The organism is Wolbachia endosymbiont (group A) of Gastracanthus pulcherrimus, assembly GCF_964028265.1.
GTDB classification, from domain to species: domain Bacteria; phylum Pseudomonadota; class Alphaproteobacteria; order Rickettsiales; family Anaplasmataceae; genus Wolbachia; species Wolbachia pipientis.
Genome location: NZ_OZ034763.1, coordinates 1215826 through 1239043, shown reverse-complemented (window position 1 = coordinate 1239043; position 23218 = coordinate 1215826). Strand labels below are relative to the sequence as shown.

The window sequence follows — 23218 nt, the reverse complement described above, 5'->3', positions numbered from 1 at the left end:
AGCATAATACTATATTGGTATAATATTGTTTGACAAGCAGTTTGCAAACAATTAGTGCAGAAAATTACTTAGTATCTTTCTTATAGCAGATACAGTAGTATTAATATCTTCATAGCTTATATCTCTATGTGTTATAGCTCTGATTTTACCTTTGATGTTAGCCATTCTAATTCCATAATTTTTCATTAGTACGTTTATTAATTCTTGAGTAGATATACAATTAGTAAGTAATGAAAAATACGCTATATTAGTTTTATACAGGTCGATATCAATTATAACTTGATCTATGGAGTCTAGGCCTTCTATAAGGTGCTGCATTTTTTTATGATCTTCTTCTAAAGAATTTACATTATTATGTAGAGCATATAAACATGCAGCTGAAATAATGCCAGCTTGGTGCATACCTCCGCCAATTTGAAACTTATAGTACCAAGCTTTTTCAATAAAATCTTCACTTCCAAGCAATATTGCGCCCATTGGAGCACCTAATCCTTTACTAAAATCAATGAATACCGAATCAAAATAACTTGCATACTCCTTTGGAGATATTTTAGTATGAGCACAAGCGTTGAACAGTCTTGCTCCATCTAAATGAGTGAATACGTCATTCTCTTTGCAGAGACTTGAGATCTCTTGAATATATTCTAAAGGCCACACAGCTCCACCACCAAAATTTGTCGTTTGTTCGATAGAAACAAGCCCAACTCTCGGAATATTTCTTAAACTAGGACGAGTAATAAACTCAACAATTTGTTCTCCAGTAAATATTCCTCTCGTACCTTTGATGGGCAAAGGAGTAGCATGTGCCTGGGCTGCAATCAAGCCAGATTGTACTATGAGCGGATGTGAAGTTTCATCAAGCAGCAAGTAATCACCAGGTCTTTGAATGTGTACTTTATAAGCAATTACATTGGACATCGTTCCTGAAATCAAAAAGATTCCTGCAGGTTTACCTAATATTTTACATGCGGTTGCCACTAATTCGTTCACAGTTGGATCTTCACATGCAGCTTCGTTTCCAACTTTTGCTTTAGCCATCGCTTCCCTCATTTTAGCTGAAGGGTCAGTGTTTGAATCGCTAAAGAAATCTATTTTTATTCTCATAATAAATTTAACACAACCTCCTTTATAATTTCAGCAGCTTTCATGATGTCTGTTTCCTTTGTGCCAAGGTGGGTAACTGCTCTTATATGAGACTTGAGCCAAGGAAAAAGCAATAAACCATAAGCTTGACACTTACTCAAGAAAACCTCATTAGTTACATTTAGTGCTTTTATACTAAAGCTTACTATATTAGTTTCTGGATAAGGTAGTATAAGTTTTATGTGTGGAATTTCTTTAATCTTATCTGCAAACAATTTAGCGAGCTTATTATCTTCTTTAAGCCTAGAGATATTATTCTGTAGTACGTATTTTGCTGCATTAGCACAATACCCTATCTGATGGTAACCACTACCTAGCCAAACCTGTAGCTTTTTAGCCCTTTCAATTATCTCTCTTTTACCCATAAGCATTGAACCAAAAGGAGCGCCAAGTCCTTTAGTAAAAGAAAAGCTCATTGTATCCACATATTTAGCATAATCTGCTAAAGCAATATTTGTTTCGATATGAGCATTAAATATTCTTGCACCGTCTAAATGAAGATTTACATTGTGAGCTTTTAAAAAGTTATATAACTCAACTTGTTTTTCAAAAGGATAAATTTTACCATTAAACCCATTTATACTATTTTCTATAGAAACAAGACTCACCTGAGCAAAAATTTTATACCTCGGCTTAGAATTAATAGCATATTCTACTTCATCAACATCTAAGATTCCGCTATTATTTCTAATACAATTAAATACGATATTATTTACTTTTGCATTGCCTGCGCTATCGAAAAAATTAACGTGATAATTATAATGAGTTATTAGTTCATCACCAGGACTTGTTTGGCTGGCAATGGCTAATCTATTTGCAAGCATACCGCTGGTTACAAATAATGCTTCTTCTACTTTGAATAATTGTTTGCAATATTCTGATAAGTCATTACAGCTTTTGTCTTCACCATAAGCAAAATCTCCAACAGTTGCATTACTTATTGCATATATAACGTTGGAGCTCTGCAGAGTTGTAGTGTCGCTTCTCAGATCAATAATTTTTTCCATCTTCTTTTTTGCCATTCAAACAACCAATTTGAGCATTCCAAAGTTCCTTGTAAAGACCTTGCTTAGAAACTAGCTCAGTGTGTTTACCATCTTGGACAATTTTTCCTTTGTTAAATACTATAATTCGGTCCATGTGTAAAAGTGTAGAAATACGGTGTGCTATAGTAATCGTAGTTTTATTTTTCATCAATTTAAATAAACTCATTTGAATTGTTTTTTCTGTTATAGAATCTAACTGACTAGTTGGTTCATCGAGAAATAATATTGGAGCGTTTTTTAGAAATGCCCTTGCTATTATTATTCTTTGTCTTTCTCCTCCAGATAGCTTGATGCCTTTTTCTCCGACTGTAGTTTCATATTGATCTGGTAGCGCCATAATGAAATCGTGAATACCAGCCAGCTTTGCAGCTCTCATTATTTCTTCGATAGTAGATTGAAGTTTACCATATATGATGTTTGCTAAAATAGTATCATGAAATAACAATGGGTCTTGAGGTATTACAGATATTTGTTGCCTCAAAGAACTCTGTGTAACTTCTGATACTATTTGATTATCAATCTGTATATTACCTTTTTTAACATCAAATAGCCTTAGGATTAAGTTTATAAAAGTAGATTTACCACCTCCAGAATAACCAACTAGGCCTACCTTTTCGCAAGGATTAATGGTAACTGAGAAATCTTGAAATAATGACTCCTGACCTTCATAAGAAAAAGAAACATTATTAAACGTTATTCTTCCACTTAATAAATTTAATTCTTTAGCATTTTCCTTATCTTGAATTTCTGGTACGGTATTCAAGATTGGCAATGCATCTGAAACTTTGCCGAAATGAGTAGAAAATTGGGTAAGATTCCTAGTTAGATGGTTAAGAAACTCTATAATCGATATATTAATTCCAAGTACAAGAGCAATATCTCCTATTGCGACCTTGTTCAATTGATAATCATGAATTAAAAAATACAAGTTTACTGCTTGGAGTATATCGAATGAATAGCCATATATAAACCAAAGACAAAAGTATGCCCATTGTAATTTTCTCTCTGCAATAGTTCTTTTCTTGCATATTTGAAAAAATTTGTGTCTCTCATGTGCTTGCTGAGAAAATAACCTTACTGATATAACATTTAAAATACTATCTGCTATACTAGCTATTACTTGTGAATTTTGTTTAGAGTAATTATCAGCTAGTTCAGTAAGTACACGAAAGCTGAAAATCGATACTAAAATAAAAATGCTTACCCAAGTGAATGTAGCGATTGCAAATTTTATGTTTACTAATGATAAGGTATAAATAGCTAAGACTAATGCTATGCTGTAACTGAAAAAACAATCTATAAGCAATCTTATTAACTCTATCACACTATCCATCAAGTTACTGACCTTATGTACTAAGCTTCCAGATAAATTGTTCTGATAATAGGAATGGTCTTGCTGGAGTAGCCTACAAAAAGACATATCAGCTATCTTTTGACGCATTAAGGTAAACATTCGAATGTCAACAAAATAGCCATAGAATCTAAAAGCAGTAGTGATAAGTAATGCCATACCAAGATAAGCGCTTACAGGTAATAAAAGATTTTCAATTACATTACCTTCCTGATATTTTACAGCTGTATCTAGAATATTTTTTACTAAATACTTTCTAAAAGACAAATCAACAGCTACCACCAGGGCAACTAAAGACATTATAAGTACATTAAGTTTGAATTTAGATACTATATTCAGGATGAACATCAATACACATTTGAAGCTATCAACTCTACTTCTGTTCATTTACAATGCTAGCTCCACTACGTTGACTTTTTTATTGAGAAATACAAGTAGTGAAAACCATAAATTTTTGTATATTTTTCCTGAGATGTCCCCAGCATCATGTAGTACTGATGCTTGATTTAGAATAAGCAGCTTATATAAATCTCGCTTAGCCTCAGTAGTGTCGATCTCAGAAATATTTGTAGTTGTGTCTATAATAAAGGCTAACCAGCTCTTGATAAGTTCTTCCATGTTTTTTGCTTTTATACTTTCCTGGTAGCCAAACAATGACAAGCATTCTCTCAGTATAGATTCTGTTAACTCACCACAATTGAGTATACCAAAAACTGAAGGCTGAGGTTTTGGCACATAGGGAAGGTCTTGATCTTTTATAATCCACCTTGTTACATAAGCAAATCTATCTTTAGCATCTGTATTTTTATCACTACCATGCCATAACCGTGAATCAAAAACTATCGCATCTCCTGCTGAAATAGGTAGTGACTTAATTTTGTAATTTTCTCGGTTGTTTGAGTACTGATCAAAAAAATATGGGTACCAAAAATCAACTAAAGGCTGTATTTCCCATTTATGACTGTTTTCTATAATTTGCAGTGCACCTGAAGTTTCACTGACATTATTCAAAGCTAACCAAACAGAAAAGTGGTAAGGATCATTGAAACTATAGGAGATGTCTTGATGGAAGGGAACTGCATCTATTAAATCAGCAGTTTTACATATAACATTTGATTTTTTCTGCAGTATCTGACACTGAAGTGACTTTTCAAGGTAATTTTTAATAATTTTATCTAATGCTTGAGAGATAATTCTAGTTACTTGAGATGACGTGCCCCATCTGCCGGTACAGTTTAAGTAGTCAGAAGTTGAAACACTTAGTTCTTGGGATAGCTTTGATATTTTATTTGTTATATCACTTAAAGACTGAGTTATTAGCTCTAAAGGAACCAGATTTTTGATAATAAAAAAACCATTTTTTTGTAATGTTTCCATATGATTAACACCTGACATCAATAACTGATAAGTAATCTGTTAAAGGTATAACAGCAAAAATTTTGAATCCTTTTACTTGTTTGAGTATTTTTTCCCAATCGCTTAATGTTCTTAGTTTACCTCCTGTTTCAACCATTACATTAATATCTACAGAGCCTCCAGCTGGAGAGCGGTAATCTAAAATGGTTTCTATCAATAAAATACGAGATATTCCTTTGACCAATTTTAAATAAGATAATACTTTATCATCATCATAATGCTGCAGAAAGCGGCAAAAGACACCTAATTCATAATTTGTAGCTGATAGTTCTTTCTGAGTTATAAGTTTGACTTTTAAATTTTCTACTAACTGTCTTGGCACTTTATGTTCGTTATATAGGCCTATGGAACCTTTATTGTGTATACCAGAATAAGCAAGAAATAAAGAATGTACACCAAATAGCAATATATTCTTAGCATCATCTATATTAATTCTAGAATTAAACTCTTTAGTATCAAACCTAGAATATCCTAGCAATGCTTGGTAAAACGCTATTTTCTTATTTTCTGATGCTTCTCTTTCCTTAAAAGATTCAAATGAAGAGATTGACTTCTGTTTTAGTATATCGGCAATATTTAACCAATTCTTTTCAGCGGCAACTCTTGCCCACATCGTTGCTGCTTTTGGCAAAAATGGTATTCCCTTAAAACACTTACCTTTTGATGATAGTTGCCATAAGTCCTTGTCCTTATCGTAATCAATAAACCCTATTTCCCACAACGCCCTTAACAGCCTTTCTAGATTTGGTACGATAATGTTTAACTTTTTAGATAAAATCGGCATAGTTGCAGGTAAAATATTTAACAAATCAAGTTCAATAGCAACGTTTGTTAGGTACGTTTTCCAAAAGGCTGAAAGTTCTGCAGAAATCTTATGCACTTGAGATTCTTTACCTAAATCAAAAATACTAAACTTTACATTTCCGGTAATATCGATTTGTCCTAACACGCCTTCAAAAGTTTCAACTTTTGCCATCCCATTATAGAATGCTTCTACCATTTTAAATCTCTGCTGGTAAACAGGATCACCATTAATATCTATATGAAACCAACCATGTTGATCTTCTGCAATAGAATATCCTTTATGAAAAACATTAAGTTTTTTATACCATTTATTATGTACTAACTTTCCATGATGATTAATATGTGTAGCTTTGCCATCCTTATAGACTACAGCGATACCATCCTTAAAATCTCCAACATAATCATATTCCTCTTGATAAATCCTGTTGCCATTTAAATTAATATGAAAACATTTATCATGTCTTCTAACTACACAAGCATCTTCCTGATAATTTCCAATCCATTGATACGACTGTTTGTATACTCTACATCCAGATGAATCAATATGGTAACACCCTGTATCATCTTCTACGGCCGCTCTATTAAAGTAGAATCCAAAAGTTTTTAGAAATCTATGATGATAAACTGCTTCTCCTCTCACATTGATATGATAAGCGCCTATCTGATCATAAACCGGTGCAAGACCGGGCTCATGAAATTTACCAACCTTTATAAACCTATTTTCATACAAAGGATTTCCTAGCAACTCGTGAAACCTCTCACACGGTGAAATTTTAATAGATCTAAGATTATCTTTGATTAATTGATCAAAGGTTTTCTCATGTTGCATGTTTTGCATAATTTATAATTTAAATAATTCTTTTGTAAGCTTAGGTACTCACTACTCTGCCATATTTCCTCGAGTTTAACCTCATTAACATTACCAAAATTTCCTAATGTCTTACGGAGTTCATCTGGAGCACAGCAAGGACTAAACTTTCCTTCATTGTTTATCCATGCTTCTTTACCTAAAAATGGGCATTGACCACCTGGAGCCAAATCCTTAATACCTTCTTGAGAAAGGATTGTGAAATTTTCTAATTTTATCTTTTTACCATTTGGTAATAGCATATTATCTCTAAGCTCATATAACCTTCTCACCTCTGTATTCCATCTACTAATTGCTAACTCATCTCTTCTCATAGATAGATCCTTAATTTCCTCAAAATGTGCCCAAAGATGATGTCCTTTGACTCTATCTATGCCGTTCTTTATGGCCATCTTAACTATGTCATAGAGTTCATGTAAATTACTTTCCAAAAATGTTAATTGTAAAGTAACGGTACACCTTTCACCTGTATCGCTAAAGTATTTATCTCTCACTTCAAGGAAAGTTTTTAAATTTTCTGTCACTACTTCCCATTTTGAACCTTTCATGATTCTTTCATGAGTTTCTTTAGTTGCCCCATTCCAGGAAATCTTAACATCAGATAAAATTGGTACCAATAGTTCAGCCCATTTTCTAGCTCCTTTAATAGGAAAAGAACCATTAGTTGTTAGGTTAAGCTTCAAACCAAACTCATGGCACAAATTGATTATTTCATCAAAGCTTTTGTACATTAAAGGCTCACCCATAGTAGAAGGAATGATTTCCTTTAAAGGTGTGCCAGCTGCTTCCTTAATTACTTTTCTGATAGTTTCTATCGACAATATCTTAGGTTTTATTCCTTTAGCTTTCTTTTCTTCTTTAACTTTGCTGTATGGTGAAAAACATTCGCACATTATACAAGCAAAATTGCAGTAATCTGGATTAGTATCAAAAGTAATTCTCCAAGGACCGGGTTTCACAGCTACTGATTTGCCTTTCTTTTCAATAGCATTACGGTAAATCTTGTTAAGTTTCTCAGTATGCTCACTTATAGAAGGTATATTTCCATTTTCAGTATAAGGATAGCCTTTTTGGGTAAGTTTATTGTATAACTCCTGATTTGTAGATAGGACTTGCATTTTTTCTGACAAACTACTTGCATCTCTGTGCTTAAATAATAGTCCATCTCTTACATATTCTGCCATGCCACCATAATCGGCTGTTATAACTGGTATTCTAAGTTGCTGTGCTTCATGTATTACTAACGGTGAATTTTCACCCCAAATTGAAGGAACGACTATTGCGTCAACTTTATTAAATACGTCAGTAACTATATTCTTATTATCATAACTTCCCACCCACTCTATTCTTTCTTTAACAACAGGTGAAAACTGATCGGCAATCGCTTTTAAAGCTTTAGTTTCTTCTCTTGCTGCTCCCCAAATTCTAAGTTTTGCTTGAGATGATAAGTGAGAAAAAGCTTTCAATAATAGATCAACACCTTTTTCGGGAGTATGAGTACCAATATAACCGAAAATAAACTCTTTTTCTTGTGCTCTATTTCTATTCTTAAGACGATTGAGATCAAAACCATAATCAAGATAAGAAATTTTGTTTATCGGAACATTAAAATCCTGAGTAAATTTGTCCATCAAGAATTTCGATGGGGAAATAAAGTAATCTATATAGTCTATTATTTTCCTTGTGTGCTTCATTCTAGTTGCAACCCATTGTTCCCAATAATTTATGTCTAAATTCAGGAATTCTTCATCTCCTGTAAAATATCCTTTGTAACATTGGGTTGCACATTTTTGATCCTTTTGTCCATCACAAAGCCGTAACAAATCTTCAGAATTGCGTTGAATAAACCTTCCTCTTGGACACATTAACCAAAAGTCATGTAGCGTAAAAATTGTAGGTATATTTTCTTTAAAAGCAATTTCTGGTAAAGTAATTGATAGATGATTAAGATGACCAAAATGTATAAGATCTGGCTGAAAGTTATCTATTACTCTTTTAAATTTTATATCTACTTCTTCATTAATAAATTTGTAACGATATTTAGCTGTGGGTATATTAATTAAATGCAGTAAGATTCGGGAATCACTACAATCTAGGACTGTAGTGTAATAAAAATCAGGTAAAAAGCTATTTTCATACCTAGTAAATACTTGTACCTCATTGTTATTTGCTAGTTCATGAGCAAGAGTTTGGCTATAAACCTCTGAACCAGCACTATAATAAGGAGGGTAACCATGAATAACTTTTAATATTTTCATATATTACCATATCTATATTGTTAGGATATTCTTGTGTATTGTTTTGTAGACTTTTTATAAATTTACTTAATCCCACTTCTAATGAATGCTTTGGAGACCAACCAAGTAGCTCTTTAGCTCTAGTAAAATCACCATAGAACTTAGTTACGTCAAAATTTCTTGGAGGATAAAAATCAATTCTAGAATCACTTTTCGTGACTTTTAATATTGTTTTTGCTAAGTTTTCTAAAGTACATGGGCTATTAGTAGTAAGATGAATAGCAGGAAGAGAAGATTTTTCACTTTGTAAATATTTAACAGTTAAGCATATACCCTCTATAACATCATCCAAGTAGGTAAAATCAAAAACGCATTCTTTACCTTCTATTTTAATTGGATCACCTCTTAATGCATTAATACAGAGTGCGGGAATTACTCTACTGTTATGATCTAGCAAACCACCGTATACATTTGAAAAGCGTAATATTGCTACATTAAAATCTTTTAAACTTGTTATTTGCTTCTCAATAAATGCTTTACCTTTGGCATAATTATTTATTGGATTGATACTAGCAGATTCTGTAACCGGCAGTTCCTTCTGCTCTCCATAGACTTCCCTACTACTTGCATATATAAACCACGGTTTATTTGGAAGTGAATTACATAACCCTAAAAACTGCATTGTACCATCAACATTAATTTTTTGACACAGTTGAGGATAAAGTTCACCATGTATAACTCGAGAAATTGCAGCCAGATGAATAATTCCTGTACACTGAGCAAGTAGTGGTACTATATCTTCTGAAAAAAAACTGAGTGGATTGTTACGAAACCTAATATCGCAGCTTATTACTTCATGTCCCTGGTTTTCTAACTTTTTCACCAAGGTTGAACCTATCAAACCTGCAGCACCTGTTATTAATATCCCCATGTATACCCTCTCACTACAACTAGGAAAATTTGTCGTACCAATTATCTTACAAGTAAGAATTAAAAGGTATTATAAAACCAGTATAAAACAAATGTCAACTTAAATTAATGAATAAAAAAATGTAGTTATGAAAGAAAAGTTGGCTGCCTTCTTTCTTGAAAATAGTGTTCGGCTTTAATCAAATCCTCCTTATTATTTACTCCCATTGCTTCTCTTTCATCAGAAACTACATAACCTACACTCAAGTTATTGTTTGCTGCAATGGGTACTATATCATTAAGACAATATTCATTGGTCGAATTATTAAATTTTATTTCTTTTACTAAGGTAAAGAGATCTTTAGCATATGAAACTATTATTCCAGAGTTTGCAAGAAGCATTTTATCTCCATTTTTTAGGATTTTTTGAACATTTCCGTAATTATCAATTACTAATCTTCCATATTGTTCATCTTGACTATTGAATCCAAGAAGAACTAAATTATTATACTTTAAACAATCAGTCATTTTCATAACTGTATCGCTAGATATAAAAGGAGTGTCTCCATACTGTATTAAAACTATGTCTTGATCAGATAACTCCTCCAGATTTTCTAGAGCAATTTTAACTGCAGTGCCAGTACCTGTAATATCTTCTTGAATTATTAGTTTTATATTGTATTGATCGATTATACTTTTTAGGCTATCAAAGTTTTCTAAATCTTTTAGAAGGGAGTTGTTAACAACAATTGATAAGCTTTTTAGACTCAGCGATTTTGCATTAGAAATTATATGTTCTAAAAGAGTAAGATTTCCCACTTGGTGCAACGCTTTTGAATATTCAGAATTCATTCTACTGCTCTTTCCTGCTGCTAATATTATCAAAGTTTTACTCATACATAACTCAGGAATTAATTAGGTAGTAAGTTAATTTATAATTAATAAGATGTAAAGTCCACTTTGATTTTCTAGAGGAAGATAACTAACATCGAACAGACAAAATTCGTTAAATTAGCATCTGTAGTAATTCTTAGCAGTTCTTAAGTAAAATTTTAGAAAGAGACGCACCATAGTTATAATTGAGTGTGTGCTACTTTCAAGTATGGTTTTTATTGATGAAACCTCTTAGACCACTCTGTTTGAAATAAGGTAACTACTGCTTAATTCACCAAAAAGCCTGTAATTAAGTTCTAAAGCGAGTGTGTCCAACCCAATCGATTGTATCTCTTTAGCGTCTGTAATGCCCTTTAAAATTTGAATAAAATGTACTTATACTAATTCTATTAGTATAAAATAAACTTGCACATGATTTTATCGTCATTTTTATTCATTGTAAAGAAAATTTTGTATGAAGGTTTTTTAGAAAACTCACTTGCCCCTCTTAAATGCTCTCAACATCCTGAAAATTTGAATAAAAGTAATTGCTATTTTCAGAAACTTTTTGAAAAATTACCACAAAATATCTAAATCTTTAATAGGCAAGACCGCACCATTTGCTTGTAGATAGTAATGTGTTGGCTTTATTAACTTGTGCTCTACTTTATCTCCTACTGAAACTTTAAATTCCATATCCTGCACACAAAGAAATCCATATTTAGAATTGGTCCCATATCCTGCAGCATTACGAAAGAATTTAATCTGTCCAAGAGTTGCAAGATTATTTATTCTTTCTCTAATATTGCGCTCACTGCCAAGACCCTCTTCTCCTTCAAAACGCTTTGCAAATTGTCCAGCAGTATAAATATTACCTTGATATGCGCTACTGCGAATTAAACTCAAGATAACCTCATGTTTTCTCATCCGTTCTAAATCCAACTTTTTACTATATTGATCTCTGATTATTGGTTCTGAATTTAAAACTGAATTGTCATGTACAAATGCCCCATTTTTCCAGTAAAGTGTCATTTGCCCGTTATTGCACTGCGAATAGTTAGATTTTTTGCGCGATAAAATTCTCTCATCAGGAGAAGCATTAGCTTTATCTGGTCTAGTCAAATACCAACGAGACCTTACTGTATTATTCCATGCTGTTGAACCGCCTGTGCCAGTTTTACGTATTATTCCCGCATCAGAAGGGTGGGCAAGTAATAAAACAGCTCCTTTTATTGCTTGAGCTATTCGACCACAACAACCTTGAATAAATTGTCTCACATGAGAACGGTCGTTTTCATTTCCTCCAAATAGGTCTGCTGCTGTATCTAATATCACAAGCTTCGGCTGAAACGATTCAATATCCTCAAGTAACTCTTGAAAGTACGTAGTTAATTGACCAGTATCTTTGTTATTAAAAACCATAAGTTGATTATTGTGCCCTGCTCGTGACCATAAGCCAACATTATCCTGAAAATCAGAAGATTCCATACCTGATTGATAAAATTCATTTATTGCGCATTGCCGACGCCAAAGTTCTTCTTCATCATCTTCACAGAACACACCATATGTCTTTATTTTTTCCAGATCTATTCCAAGCCAAGGTTTACCAAAAGCAGCGGCTGTCATTAATTGTTGAGCAAGGAGAGATTTTCCAACACCACCATCACCATAAAGAGCTGTAACACTTCCTACAGGGAGCCAATCCTTAATAACCCACTTTCTTTCTGGAGGGATATTGGTCCAAACTGTAGTATCAATTCTTTTTGACTTTCTTGAAGAATAAGGGCTTTTGTTGTTAAGGATAAATTCTTCAACGTTCATTCCTTCTAGCACACTATCTGCAGCATCCCAAGATTTTGGCTTATCTTGAGGAATCTTGAGAATAGAAAGTGATGCAACTCCAAAACCAGAAAGCTTTTTTGCGGCTTCTTGAGCATAATCTTTTCCAGGATCATCGTTATCTGGCCATATAATAATGTGTTTACCTTTAAGTGGAGTCCAATCAGTTTTCTCAATAGGTGCTTTTGCTCCAAACATTGCTGTTGTTGCAGTGATCCCTTGTTCTATGAGTAGCTCAGCACATTTTTCCCCTTCTACCAATATCACTCTATCAGATTTAGTGATGCCTGGAATGTTATACAGAGGCCTGATCTCAGGTGCAGTAAAGGTAGATTTTTTAGCATCAAATGGTTGATAACTTTTTCCTGAAGCAGTATCATAACGATATTTGCTGGCAATCAACTGATTATCCCGATCGAGATAGTCCCATTGAGTTATTCTCTTTTGCTCTTTAGTAGGTCGCTTGTTACATCCTATCCATTCACTTATCGAAGAAATTACTTCAACAAATTCTATTTTAGCGTTTTTCCCATGTGCAGCTGCCCAAAGATCAATAATGTCACCACCGTCCCCAGTTGCAAAATCAATCCATAATCCGACCTTGCCATACGCTAATTCAACTTTGAGGCTTTTGCCTTTATTACCTTGTACATCACCTATCTGAAATTTGTCACCATGAAAAGTTCCTCTTGGAAATAAATAAGAAAGGCATGATCTGATGTTTAATAATAGTTGTCTTTTTATTTCTTCTACATCAAATTGCTCTAATGGTTCTAAATGTGAGACAGCGTTGTTAAAATCATAATTTAAAGTATTTTTTTCTTTGACATCAGTTAAAAAATCTTGTACCATGGGTTGAAGCTCCTTTTAAAGTTAAGTGTTTGAAAGGTTTTTGAGCAAGGCTGTATTGGTTGCGGTCTTGTTCTCTTATCATGAAGTAAAAAATGCAGTAGGTGGTTCTCTTGGCAAAGCTTGAAAAATATATTAATAAGTGAAGGAAGTCAGTTCAGGTTTATAGTAAAGGTAAGATTGAAGGCTCTTAGGGTTTTCTTTCTTTTAAGACAAAATACTCTACTATAATTCTATAATATTTTCCTCACTATGTCAACTTCCTATTAAATAATCATAATGCTTCTATTTTGTCACATTGATATATTACATATTTATAGTATGTAATATATATTATATATAAGGAAATTTGCCATTTAACATTTTGGTTAAACCTCCACATATACGCAGCTTTGGAGCCGATTGGCAATTTTGCCAAATGAAATTTTATTTGCCATTTGAAATTCTCTTAAGATATTGATTTTCTTGTATTTCTCTTTGTAAGTTCATCTGGTTATTTGGTAGGTTTGCCAAATAATTTGCATTTTGAAGCTTACTTTAATAAATAAATATACTTATATGGTAGAAAATTTATAACAGTTGCTTACTGCATAAACTAAGTTCACTTATTAACATAACTCAAGAGATGCTTATATTTCTGTACCATTTACTATAGTATACCGGATCCCTTATCGATCTTTCCGGAAGTGAGGGAAATTTTTCCAAAACACTTTTACTCCTTATTATAAAACATCTAACTTTAAACTTACACTGTTCCCTTACTATATATATTCACCAAAATTCTAAAAACTGTTCACTTTTTTAAAAAATTTTGCACAACTCCGCTTTCTATTAGCTTTCATACCCCACTAAATGGACTCTTTGTACTAGAAATGCAGTCCGAAATATGAATTGCTCTAAAATTTTTTTCATTACGATTTTTCTATTAAACTTTAATAGAGCTTAACGTGTTTACAATATACCCAGGGGAGAGATTTTCCGTCTATAAGAAGTAGCCACAAAAATGTGGTATTAGTAAAGTTATTTATAATAATTATTTGTGAATTAAGCATTTTAGATTCGAGATTACATAGATTTTTGGCAGTTTAAGCCATTTTAGATTGGAAAATGAAATCTCCTAAAAGGAAAAAATCCGGCTATATTAAAGGGTTAAGAGTAATTTAAGTTTGAAATTCAAAAAAACTTCTTAATTGCTTTAAAAGCTAGGATTATAGAGGGTTTTTGAGTGTAGCCCAGTTTCGGGTAAAACCTTATATATTATATATATAATATATAATAATATATAATAATAGAACATATAGGATATGTACCTTTCATAATACCTACCTAAATATTATTAACGTGCTTAAATATTTAATTTTTAAATAACAAGTTAAGCAAAAAGACATGAACTGTAATAAGTTTTAACCTGGTGCTCAACTGAAATGGTTTTCAAAAAGGCTAATATACCGTCCATTTTAATTTTTAACCGAAATATAAAAGTCATTTAAAAAATAAACTCAAGTGGCAATTAACCGGTTTTTTAAAGTTGCCTATAACCTACTCTAACTACTTACGCATACAGGTGGACCAGCTGCATTTCATGATATTAGTAGACATAAACCTAGTTATTGTAAGATAATTAAAGGCATCACTCAAAGGAAGATAAATGTGTGGCCTATTCTTCAAAGTAAGGTTTTAAGGAATAAGAAGCTGTTCTGAGTTTTGTGATTTCCAGTAAAATTGAAAAATTAGGAACAAAAACATACTATACTTAACTCACTGAATTTCTATGCTTTTAGCCACTTAGTGTGTGAAAATATTACTTTTCCATTTTCAAAAGATTTAATGAATCAGATCGCCCTAAATAAAAATACAACACAGAGACAAAAATATGAAAAACCTGCTATTGCATTTTGGATAACCTAAAAAAAGATGAAAGACAAATGCTTACAAAAAACAAGATGGCTAATAATATCGTTTTAAAAAGATTCTACGACTCCAGGGTACAATTATACTACTAAGACCTAAGTTACTTATGTAAGGTAGCTTAAAACCCGATTATGAGGCACTTCTAAATTATCTTTTACCTTAAACTTTTACTTACTACAAAAAACCTTGTTTCATTTTATCATGTTTTTTATTTGTTGTAAAATATTTTTTCAAAAAAGTGAACAGCTTTTGTAATTTAGGTAAATATATATAACAAGAACTGGTTATTTTGGAGGTCTTATTGAAATATAACGACTTTTATTTAAAACTCTTAAGGAAATATTTTAAATAATCTCTATAAACAAATTGTAGGTGAAGATAAAGAAAAAAGTTTTGCCATAAACATAAGCTACAAAACTCTCTCAATAGTTCAAGATGGAGACAAATTTATTTATTTACGTCTCCAATTTTATCGCGTACAATGGAGACAAAGATTTATGTTTTCACTAGGGTGGTTCACCCCTTGAAATTAAAACAAAAGCAAGATGTCAAACACAGATAGCTCAACTACAAGCTGGTTTTTGTTGTAGTTATTTTCTCACTTTCTTTACTTGCTTTAATCAATTCATCAAAGTCAGATTCATGTAATTTATCTTGTATAACTCTGTACTTTTCGTATTCTCCTTCAGCTAGAGCTTTTGCAACTTCAGCACTAACTTTACCAGCATCTTTAAGTACTTCATAATCATTGAACAATAGAAATGCATCCAACTTTTCAACCCAATTCTGCATTTTCATTAGCCGATGCTTTCTTGCTTGAAGTTCTGCATAATCTAGATACATTGAAACAATGTGATTTAGTTCACTTAATTCTTTTTCAGTCAAGTAGTTTTTTGCAACACTTACATCACTCTTATGAATTTTATTACCTAGACCATCTTTCTAAGTAGTTAGTCCCATATGTGGTTTTTTATGATCAACTCGAGAATATATTAGCTCTGCTGCAGTCAAGCCGTAAATCGCCCAATATAATTTATTCTGTACTTTTGCATAAAATTGTTTTGTTATTTCTGAATTTGGATCATAGTCTGCAGAGCATTCAGCATAAATGTCAGTAATCTTCTGGTAAAACCTACGTTCGGATGCTCGTATTTCCCTGATTTTTTCAAGTAACTCATTGAAGTAGTCTTTACCGAACTTCCTTCCGTTTTTTAGTCGTTCGCTATCTAATGCAAATCCTTTGATAATAAAATCCTTTAAAATTTTCGTAGCCCATACTCTGAACAATGTTGCTTTTTTAGAATTAACTCGATAACCAATAGCTATAATTGCATCCAAATTATAAAATTGTGTAGGATACTGTTTACCATCTTCAGCAGTATTCCGGAAAATCCGGATAACTGAATCTTTATCTAACTCTTGACTAGCAAATATGTTCTGTAAATGCTCACTAATTGTTCTAATATTAACATCAAACAACTCTGCCATTCTTTTTTGTGTAAGCCAAATGTTTTCATCTCGATACAAAACATCAATTCTCACGTCTCCATCTGGAGTTGTATATAATAAAATTTCGTTCCCATTTATTATCATATCTACTCTACCTTACTTCAAGTAGCATATGGGTTATTTGTAAAAAAGACAAGCAACTGTAAAACTCTAAAAATAGAGAACTATCTGCTTTATTCTTTAGCTGATAAGCAGTTTTAAAATTATTTTAACTTTTTTTTAGAAAATCCCGGAAAAAGTGGTGAGAAATCCGGTATATATATAATAGAAGGGCATTGATGTAGTTTGTGGATGTGCTTCAAATACAAAAGCTTTAAGTGTCAATTCAAAACTCGGCAAACAAACATTGAATATACTTGTATTTTTTTAGATGAGGTAAAAACTTCATTTTAAAGCTAGGTGTAACTTTATAGATCAATCTCAGCACCTCATCAAAGAATGCACTTAGTACCCTTTAAAACTTAATTAAATGGTATTTTTAGTAATCTTACTGTTACAAAACAAACTTGCAAGCAACGGTTTTTATCCTTTGCAAAAAAAATTGAACAGTTTTTGTAATTTTGGTGAATATATATAATAAGAAAACAACTTTCTGCAGTAGCACATAATTCTCGAATTTCCGTTGTTGGTCTACAAAAACCTATGAATTGCTAGTGTATTTTGCAGAAACCAGACGATATTTTGGAGTAAGTGCTACTTGTAATTTTAATAATAGCAAATGTCAATCCTAACACTGGACCTCGGCAAACAAACGGGCTGGGCAATTCTGACAGATGGAGCAATTCAAAGTGGGAGCAAAAGCTTTCATGGTAGTCGTTTCAGTGGAGGTGGCATGTGCTTTTTGAGTTTCCGTAATTGGCTTAACTCTTTAGAACATAAGTTCACTGCAGTGTATTTTGAGGAAGTAAGAAGACATTTAGGAACAGATGCAGCGCATTGCTACGGTGGTTTTCTGGCTGTTCTCTCTGCTTGGTGTGAAGAGCATCATGTGCCATACAAAGGTGTTCCTGTAAAGACTATAAAACGCTTTATAGCAGGCAAAGGCAATGCAAGTAAGAGTGAAGTTATTGAAGCTGTAAAGGAAAAAGGATTTTCACCTAGAGATGATAATGAGGCGGATGCTTTGGCATTAATGTTTTACGCTATGAATCTTGGTAAAGATTTTAACACATAAAAAATACCATAAAAGTGGGTCCTTTCGGCCATAATGGCGGGTTTGGTGGGTCCGACCCCAGGCCTTCTCTAGCGTCAGATATATTTTGAATATTAACTTTTTAATTATTAAGATATGAATTTAGCAATCCACTACTATCCTACTCGAAACCTAGTTGAATATGAGCGTAACCCACGTAAAAATGACGATGTGATCAACAGAATGTGTGCTTCTATTCGGGAATTTGGCTTTCGTATACCAATAGTTGCAAAAAGCGATGGAACTGTGGTTGATGGTCATTTAAGACTTAAAGCAGCAAGAAAGCTTGGTATGGAGAGTATTCCAGTGGTTTTAAGTGATAATTTAAATGAACCACAAACCAAAGCTTTTCGATTACTGGCCAATCAATCAGCTAATTGGGCAAAGTGGGACGATGAGCTTTTAAAAGTGGAAATTCAGGAGCTAGAAGATTTACAGTTTGATCTTAAAATGACTGGATTTGAATTGGAAAAAGTTCAACGGTTTCTTGATGATTTAGATGGTGAAGAAGAAGATCTTTCTGACTTAGTTGTTGATAACAAAAAAGTAGAAATAACAAAACCAGCTGATCTATGGATTTTAGGTGATCATCGAATCTATTGTGGTGATAGCTCTTTAGTTGAATCATATAAAGCGGTATTAGATAATAAAATGGCAGATATTACCGTATGTGATCCTCCATATAACGTTGATTACGGTAGCAGTCAGGAAAGAGAAGAGAAAAAAATATTAAACGATAATCAAGGTGAAAAGTACGAACTTTTTCTCTACGACATCTGTTCCCATATTTTAGCATATACGAAAGGTGCAATTTACATCTGCATATCATCATCAGAGTTTTCAACGTTACAAAAAGTATTTGAGGAAGCGGGAGGGAAATGGTCAACATTTATCATTTGGGCAAAGAATCACTTTACGCTAGGAAGATCAGATTATCAAAGACAATACGAAGCAATGCTCTATGGATGGAAAAGCGGCAATAAACGTGAGTGGCATGGGGGTAGAAATCAAAGTGATCTGTGGTTTTATGACAAACCAGTGCATAACTCATTACATCCAACAATGAAGCCAGTAGAGCTAATGGAAAGAGCAATAGTTAATAGCAGTAGATCAGGAGATATCGTACTTGATCCATTTAGCGGCTCTGGAAGTACACTGATTGCATGCGAGAGAACAGGAAGAATTTGTAGGACAATAGAGCTAGATTCAAAATTTGTAGATGTAACCATAAAACGTTGGCAAGTGTGCACAGGTAGGGAAGCAATTCTTTCTGGTACTGGTAAAACTTTTTCAGAGATTCAAGAAGAAAAACAGTAAGAAAAAAGTGGAAAAGATAACGCAAACAGAAATTTAGTAAGCATGAGTAGTTGTAATATTAATTTACTGGTATATACCGTATTTTAATTAGTTCAATGTAGTACATGTAAATCAATTTTAAATTAAATAAGATGTACTCAACGAATCAATCAAACACGTTACCTAAAATCGTAACGTTGCAAACAAATAATGAAGTATCGTTTTCTGAAGAAGTAGAAAATAATGTTTCAAATTCTACACTATCTGTTAAGGAGAGAATTGAATTGTTTGAAAAAGGTACGAAGCAAGAACCTGACCTGAACACTGAATGCAAACTAGCTTCTTTAAATGTGATTAGCAATAGTAGCGATAGCAGTATTACAGCAAAAATAGACGAAGCAGGTGCTGATTTTTCAGTGAGTTGTTCTTCTTTAGTATTGGATGATGGTAAAGACATAGAGGACGAATTTAATGCAGTTTGTGAGGCAAATGGAATAGAATATAACCGTCCGTATTCTCTTGATCAGTTTGAGGCAGCATCAAACACATCTTCCAACTCCCAAATAGACAACACAAAAGAAATGCAAAAAGAGGAAGAGGATAAAGAATTAGGAGATAAACCAAAGCCGTTACCTAGGAATGGAATGTTGGAGAAGGACAATATTAGAAATGTAGCTCCACCTTCGCCTAGAACAGCAGAAAATCATCGGTTGAGTATTATTCAGGATATTGCACCACCAAAGCCACCACATTCTTCTTTCCAATTAAATGGAGAAAAATGTGATGAGCAAGAAGCTATAGGAGAACCTATGTATGCAACTATAGACCAAAGTAAAAGATTCTCGAAAAGAGGTTTAGATGGTAAAATAAATGATCAAAGTCCAGAGATAGAAAATTCAAATTCTGAAGAAACATCAATTAAGAAAGGATCAATTGATGAACCTGTAGATCTGAATACAAAATTTTTAAAAAAGAGTTTGGAAGGAAGTGATAGTGGAATAGACAATAGAAGTGCAGAGATGAGTGAGTCTTGTGGCAATCAAGGATGGGAGAATATGTCATTAAATCATGATAGTCCAGTTACACTTTCAACTAGCTCATCAGAAAAAAGTGATAATGAAGAAACCCCGTTAATTAAAAAAGAAAAGAAAACAAATAGAATTTTGCCAAGAGTAAAATATGCAGTGCAGCAGAAGGAATTTATAATTTTCGGTATAGCTGCTGTTGCACTTAGCGTTTCTGCAGCTTTGGTATATCTACAGGATAAAGGACAATTTATTGCATTTTTTGCAAACAGCCCTCTCTATATTACTATGCCAATGATAGCAATTACTTCATTGCTTGCAATTAGCACAATATTTTGTGGAATAAAGCAATTTAGAGATACTGAAGAGTGTCAAATAGGAGGAAAGAATGCGAATGAAACTTTGAATCAGGTGCTAAAGTATCAACCAAAAGATAAAGTAATAAAATCATTCAAACTGGAATACAGCAATGGTACTCATTCACATTTTACACTTAACGCTTGGAAGGGTAAGAACAACTTCATTAATATTGACGACAAAGTCATTAGTAGAAGAAATAAAGTAGGATCAGTAATCAAAGATAGGCCATTATTTACAGCATTATTAAGCAGTTTGGTTGCTGCAAATATAGTATTGCCTTTATTGCTGTATGTAGAAGGTGGTATTAATAGTGTACAGAAGTTTTACCAGAACGCTTTGATTAATAACGTAGGGTTATCACTACTTGCAGGCTCGAGTATACTTGCACTATCAGTGATATTCCTTGGAGTACATTACTACAGAAAAACAAATTGCACAAATCTTGTATATTGTGAGGAAAGAATTGAACCAGAAAAAGTTAATGGAAAGTTCATTGAGGAAATAAAGGAAGCAAGGACAAAAGTGCTTGAAGAAAACCATAGTAAAGCTGCTAAATGCAGCAGTTTAAGGCTAGAGCAAGTAGTGGTTGAATCTCATAACTACAAAGATGTAATTTATAGTATTAGTTGAAAATAGCCAAATTTCACTATGTAAAAAGAAAGCAGCTATAGAGCATTGCTTCGTAAAACCGGAGTACTTCGCTCTATATTAGTAAAATATCTCTAAGACGCTGGCAAGTATAAACAGGTGGGGAATTGCTGATACTGGCAAAACCTTTTCAGAGATTCAAGAAGAAAATTCGTAGAAACAAGAGAGAGGAGAAAAAAAAGTGAAAATCACACAAACAGAATGGGCAAGAGAGATAGGAGTATCAAAGCAATATGTCTGTTATTTAGTAAAAAAAGGAATAGTTAAGTTGGAGGATGGTTTGATCGACCGAGAACAAGCAAATGAAGCAGTAGCGGCAATAAGAGATCCAAGTCAGCCACTGAGGAGGAAAAATCCAGAAAATACAAGTAATCTTTCCACGATGTTGCTGAAAACTAGAATAAAAAATGAAATGGAACGTGGTAAACTGCTTGAGGCAAAAGCTAAGGCTGAGATAGGAGAACTTGTAGCAGTAGAGGAAGTAAAAACTGAAGCATTTAATGTAGCAAGAGTTGTCCGTAATAATTTACTTAATATTCCAAATAGAGTTTCAGCGCTGCTTGCATCACTGAGTGACACTGAAAAGATTCATATGGCGCTAACTGAAGAGATTACAAACTCACTCCAAGAATTATCTAACACTAAATTTCAAATATAAAAAGATTTTGAATATAAAATGGCTGATAACTTAAGTTTAGAGTTAATAAAGTGTCTCATCAATCAACCTGGATTAGATGTTAATGTTAGAGGATTAAATGGAAAAACACCACTACATTGCGCTATAGAATTTGACGAGTTAAGCATGGTGGATCTGCTACTCACAAAAAAGAATATTAATCCTTTTGTAGAAGATAATGATGGTAAAACATCTCTTGATTACGCCAAAGAGGGAAAAAAAGCAGAAATATTACAAGCGCTAATTAATAACAAGTACGGGTCAGAACAAGATAGCTTACTTCATTTGGCTGCAATGATAGGTGAAGTTAATGCAGTTAGATATTTGATAGGAAAAGGTGTTGACGTTAACGTACGAAATGCTCTGCATCATACGCCATTACATCTAGCAGCAGGCATAGGACATGCAGAAGTTGTAAAGATTTTGATAAGAGAAGGAAACGCTGAAATAGATGTCTTTGATGCGCGAAATCAGACACCAATGCACTATGCAGTTAATAATAAAAAGTTGGAGATAGTAAAGTTACTGCTGAAGCTTGGAGCAGATGTGAATAGTGCACGCATGGGACAAAACTCAATGAAATTGTCACCTGTTCATATAGCTGTAAGTAATACTAATTACGATGAAAGAGACTTATGTCTTGATATCCTCAAATGCTTAATAAAGGAGCCTAATGCTCAACTCAACCACTATCGGCTGAGAGCCGAAAGGTTGGATATAGCTCTGGAAGCGCGATGAGAAGCTAAAGCTACTCCAATCTTATACTAGATATAGAATGAGGCTGATGTGCATCTGTATGTTTATTGATGTACTCATTAATGACTTCATCTGTGATATGTCCGCTGGTAGCACTAAAGTATCCTCTTCCCCAAAAACGCTTTCCCCAGTACATTTTATTTAGCTCTGGAAATTCTTGTTGAACTTTGCGTGAAGACCTGCCTTTGGCTCTTTGAACAAAATCACTCACAGCTATATGAGGAGGTATTACTACGAATAAATGTAAATGATCTGATGATATTACTCCGTTTTCTATCTTAATCCCCATTTCTTCAGATACTTCTGCTATGATTGTTCGTATTCTCTCCTTCATAGCCTTAGTTAATACTCTGTACCGATATTTTGTAATCCAGACTATATGGTACCTATGATAAAATACAGTGTGTTTTCCTTTGTCATATTCCGTCATAACTATACTTTATAAAGTACAGTTATGACATTGACAAACTAAAGTTTCTCCACCTAGAAGGTGGAGGCTTGTACCATCTT

At 33.2% G+C, this 23218-nt stretch carries 14 protein-coding genes and 2 pseudogenes; 5 read left to right on the top strand and 11 right to left on the bottom strand.

Translation table 11 applies throughout. The features are described 5' to 3' along the window. Positions 1-51: 51 nt before the first annotated feature. The 10 genes and pseudogenes from ABWU47_RS06395 to ABWU47_RS06350 all read right to left on the bottom strand — a co-directional run bounded on the left by ABWU47_RS06395 (position 52) and on the right by ABWU47_RS06350 (position 16839). Complete coding sequence (locus ABWU47_RS06395) at positions 52-1104, bottom strand: threonine aldolase family protein (RefSeq protein ID WP_077188277.1); 1053 nt, start codon at positions 1102-1104, stop codon at positions 52-54. Beyond that, entirely contained in the window at positions 1101-2150 is a 1050-nt protein-coding gene (locus ABWU47_RS06390; protein WP_077188285.1) for a threonine aldolase family protein, read from the bottom strand. The genes ABWU47_RS06395 and ABWU47_RS06390 overlap by 4 nt, the downstream gene beginning before the upstream one ends. Continuing rightward, entirely contained in the window at positions 2134-3927 is a 1794-nt protein-coding gene (locus tag ABWU47_RS06385; RefSeq protein WP_077188276.1) for an ABC transporter ATP-binding protein, read from the bottom strand. The genes ABWU47_RS06390 and ABWU47_RS06385 overlap by 17 nt, the downstream gene beginning before the upstream one ends. Then, positions 3928-4917 carry a phytanoyl-CoA dioxygenase family protein gene (locus ABWU47_RS06380; RefSeq protein WP_077188284.1) on the bottom strand — a complete coding sequence of 330 codons (990 nt, stop codon included), beginning with the start codon at positions 4915-4917 and terminating at the stop codon, positions 3928-3930. A gap of 4 nt (positions 4918-4921) precedes the next feature. Next, complete coding sequence (locus ABWU47_RS06375) at positions 4922-6598, bottom strand: WG repeat-containing protein (protein WP_077188275.1); 1677 nt, start codon at positions 6596-6598, stop codon at positions 4922-4924. Beyond that, complete coding sequence (locus ABWU47_RS06370; RefSeq protein WP_077188274.1) at positions 6559-8886, bottom strand: glycosyltransferase; 2328 nt, start codon at positions 8884-8886, stop codon at positions 6559-6561. The genes ABWU47_RS06375 and ABWU47_RS06370 overlap by 40 nt, the downstream gene beginning before the upstream one ends. Beyond that, positions 8843-9796 (bottom strand): NAD-dependent epimerase/dehydratase family protein, encoded by a 954-nt coding sequence (locus ABWU47_RS06365; protein ID WP_064085777.1) that lies wholly within the window; start codon positions 9794-9796, stop codon positions 8843-8845. Before ABWU47_RS06365 ends, ABWU47_RS06370 begins: the two co-directional genes overlap by 44 nt. Before the next feature lie 125 nt (positions 9797-9921). After that, positions 9922-10671, bottom strand: coding sequence for an NTP transferase domain-containing protein (locus ABWU47_RS06360; protein ID WP_077188273.1), 750 nt, complete (start codon positions 10669-10671; stop codon positions 9922-9924). 552 nt (positions 10672-11223) lie between these two features. Next, a complete protein-coding gene (locus ABWU47_RS06355) occupies positions 11224-13338 on the bottom strand; it encodes an AAA family ATPase (RefSeq protein ID WP_151807610.1) in 2115 nt (704 codons plus the stop codon). Between the two features lie 2475 nt (positions 13339-15813). After that, positions 15814-16839, bottom strand: a pseudogene (locus tag ABWU47_RS06350) (virulence RhuM family protein). Positions 16840-17473: 634 nt separating this feature from the next. Between ABWU47_RS06350 and ABWU47_RS06345 the strand changes: the two are divergent. The 5 genes and pseudogenes from ABWU47_RS06345 to ABWU47_RS06325 form a co-directional block, all read left to right on the top strand. Continuing rightward, positions 17474-17929, top strand: coding sequence for a crossover junction endodeoxyribonuclease RuvC (locus tag ABWU47_RS06345; RefSeq protein WP_077188271.1), 456 nt, complete (start codon positions 17474-17476; stop codon positions 17927-17929). Positions 17930-18043: 114 nt separating this feature from the next. After that, on the top strand, positions 18044-19264 hold the full coding sequence (locus ABWU47_RS06340; RefSeq protein ID WP_353285634.1) for a DNA modification methylase: 1221 nt from the start codon (positions 18044-18046) through the stop codon (positions 19262-19264). Positions 19265-19395: 131 nt separating this feature from the next. After that, positions 19396-21258, top strand: coding sequence for a hypothetical protein (locus ABWU47_RS06335; protein ID WP_077188270.1), 1863 nt, complete (start codon positions 19396-19398; stop codon positions 21256-21258). 199 nt (positions 21259-21457) lie between these two features. Beyond that, positions 21458-21934: a hypothetical protein gene (locus ABWU47_RS06330; protein ID WP_077188269.1), complete on the top strand. Its 477-nt coding sequence runs from the start codon at positions 21458-21460 to the stop codon at positions 21932-21934. Positions 21935-21952: 18 nt separating this feature from the next. Beyond that, positions 21953-22678 (top strand): annotated as a pseudogene (locus ABWU47_RS06325) (ankyrin repeat domain-containing protein); the annotation flags it as partial. Positions 22679-22700: 22 nt separating this feature from the next. Here ABWU47_RS06325 and tnpA read toward each other — a convergent pair. Continuing rightward, positions 22701-23138 carry an IS200/IS605 family transposase gene (gene tnpA / locus ABWU47_RS06320; protein ID WP_006279552.1) on the bottom strand — a complete coding sequence of 146 codons (438 nt, stop codon included), beginning with the start codon at positions 23136-23138 and terminating at the stop codon, positions 22701-22703. Positions 23139-23218: the final 80 nt, after the last annotated feature.

Excerpts from the sequence above, each read along its gene's own strand:
- ABWU47_RS06395 (WP_077188277.1), bottom strand. The coding sequence starts at position 1,104 with ATGAGAATAAAAATAGATTTCTTTAGCGATTCAAACACTGACCCTTCA.
- ABWU47_RS06345 (WP_077188271.1), top strand. The coding sequence starts at position 17,474 with ATGTCAATCCTAACACTGGACCTCGGCAAACAAACGGGCTGGGCAATT.
- ABWU47_RS06335 (WP_077188270.1), top strand. The coding sequence starts at position 19,396 with ATGTACTCAACGAATCAATCAAACACGTTACCTAAAATCGTAACGTTG.
- ABWU47_RS06340 (WP_353285634.1), top strand. The coding sequence starts at position 18,044 with ATGAATTTAGCAATCCACTACTATCCTACTCGAAACCTAGTTGAATAT.
- ABWU47_RS06375 (WP_077188275.1), bottom strand. The coding sequence starts at position 6,598 with ATGCAAAACATGCAACATGAGAAAACCTTTGATCAATTAATCAAAGAT.
- ABWU47_RS06390 (WP_077188285.1), bottom strand. The coding sequence starts at position 2,150 with ATGGAAAAAATTATTGATCTGAGAAGCGACACTACAACTCTGCAGAGC.
- tnpA (WP_006279552.1), bottom strand. The coding sequence starts at position 23,138 with ATGACGGAATATGACAAAGGAAAACACACTGTATTTTATCATAGGTAC.
- ABWU47_RS06370 (WP_077188274.1), bottom strand. The coding sequence starts at position 8,886 with ATGAAAATATTAAAAGTTATTCATGGTTACCCTCCTTATTATAGTGCT.
- ABWU47_RS06380 (WP_077188284.1), bottom strand. The coding sequence starts at position 4,917 with ATGGAAACATTACAAAAAAATGGTTTTTTTATTATCAAAAATCTGGTT.
- ABWU47_RS06355 (WP_151807610.1), bottom strand. The coding sequence starts at position 13,338 with ATGGTACAAGATTTTTTAACTGATGTCAAAGAAAAAAATACTTTAAAT.
- ABWU47_RS06365 (WP_064085777.1), bottom strand. The coding sequence starts at position 9,796 with ATGGGGATATTAATAACAGGTGCTGCAGGTTTGATAGGTTCAACCTTG.
- ABWU47_RS06360 (WP_077188273.1), bottom strand. The coding sequence starts at position 10,671 with ATGAGTAAAACTTTGATAATATTAGCAGCAGGAAAGAGCAGTAGAATG.
- ABWU47_RS06385 (WP_077188276.1), bottom strand. The coding sequence starts at position 3,927 with ATGAACAGAAGTAGAGTTGATAGCTTCAAATGTGTATTGATGTTCATC.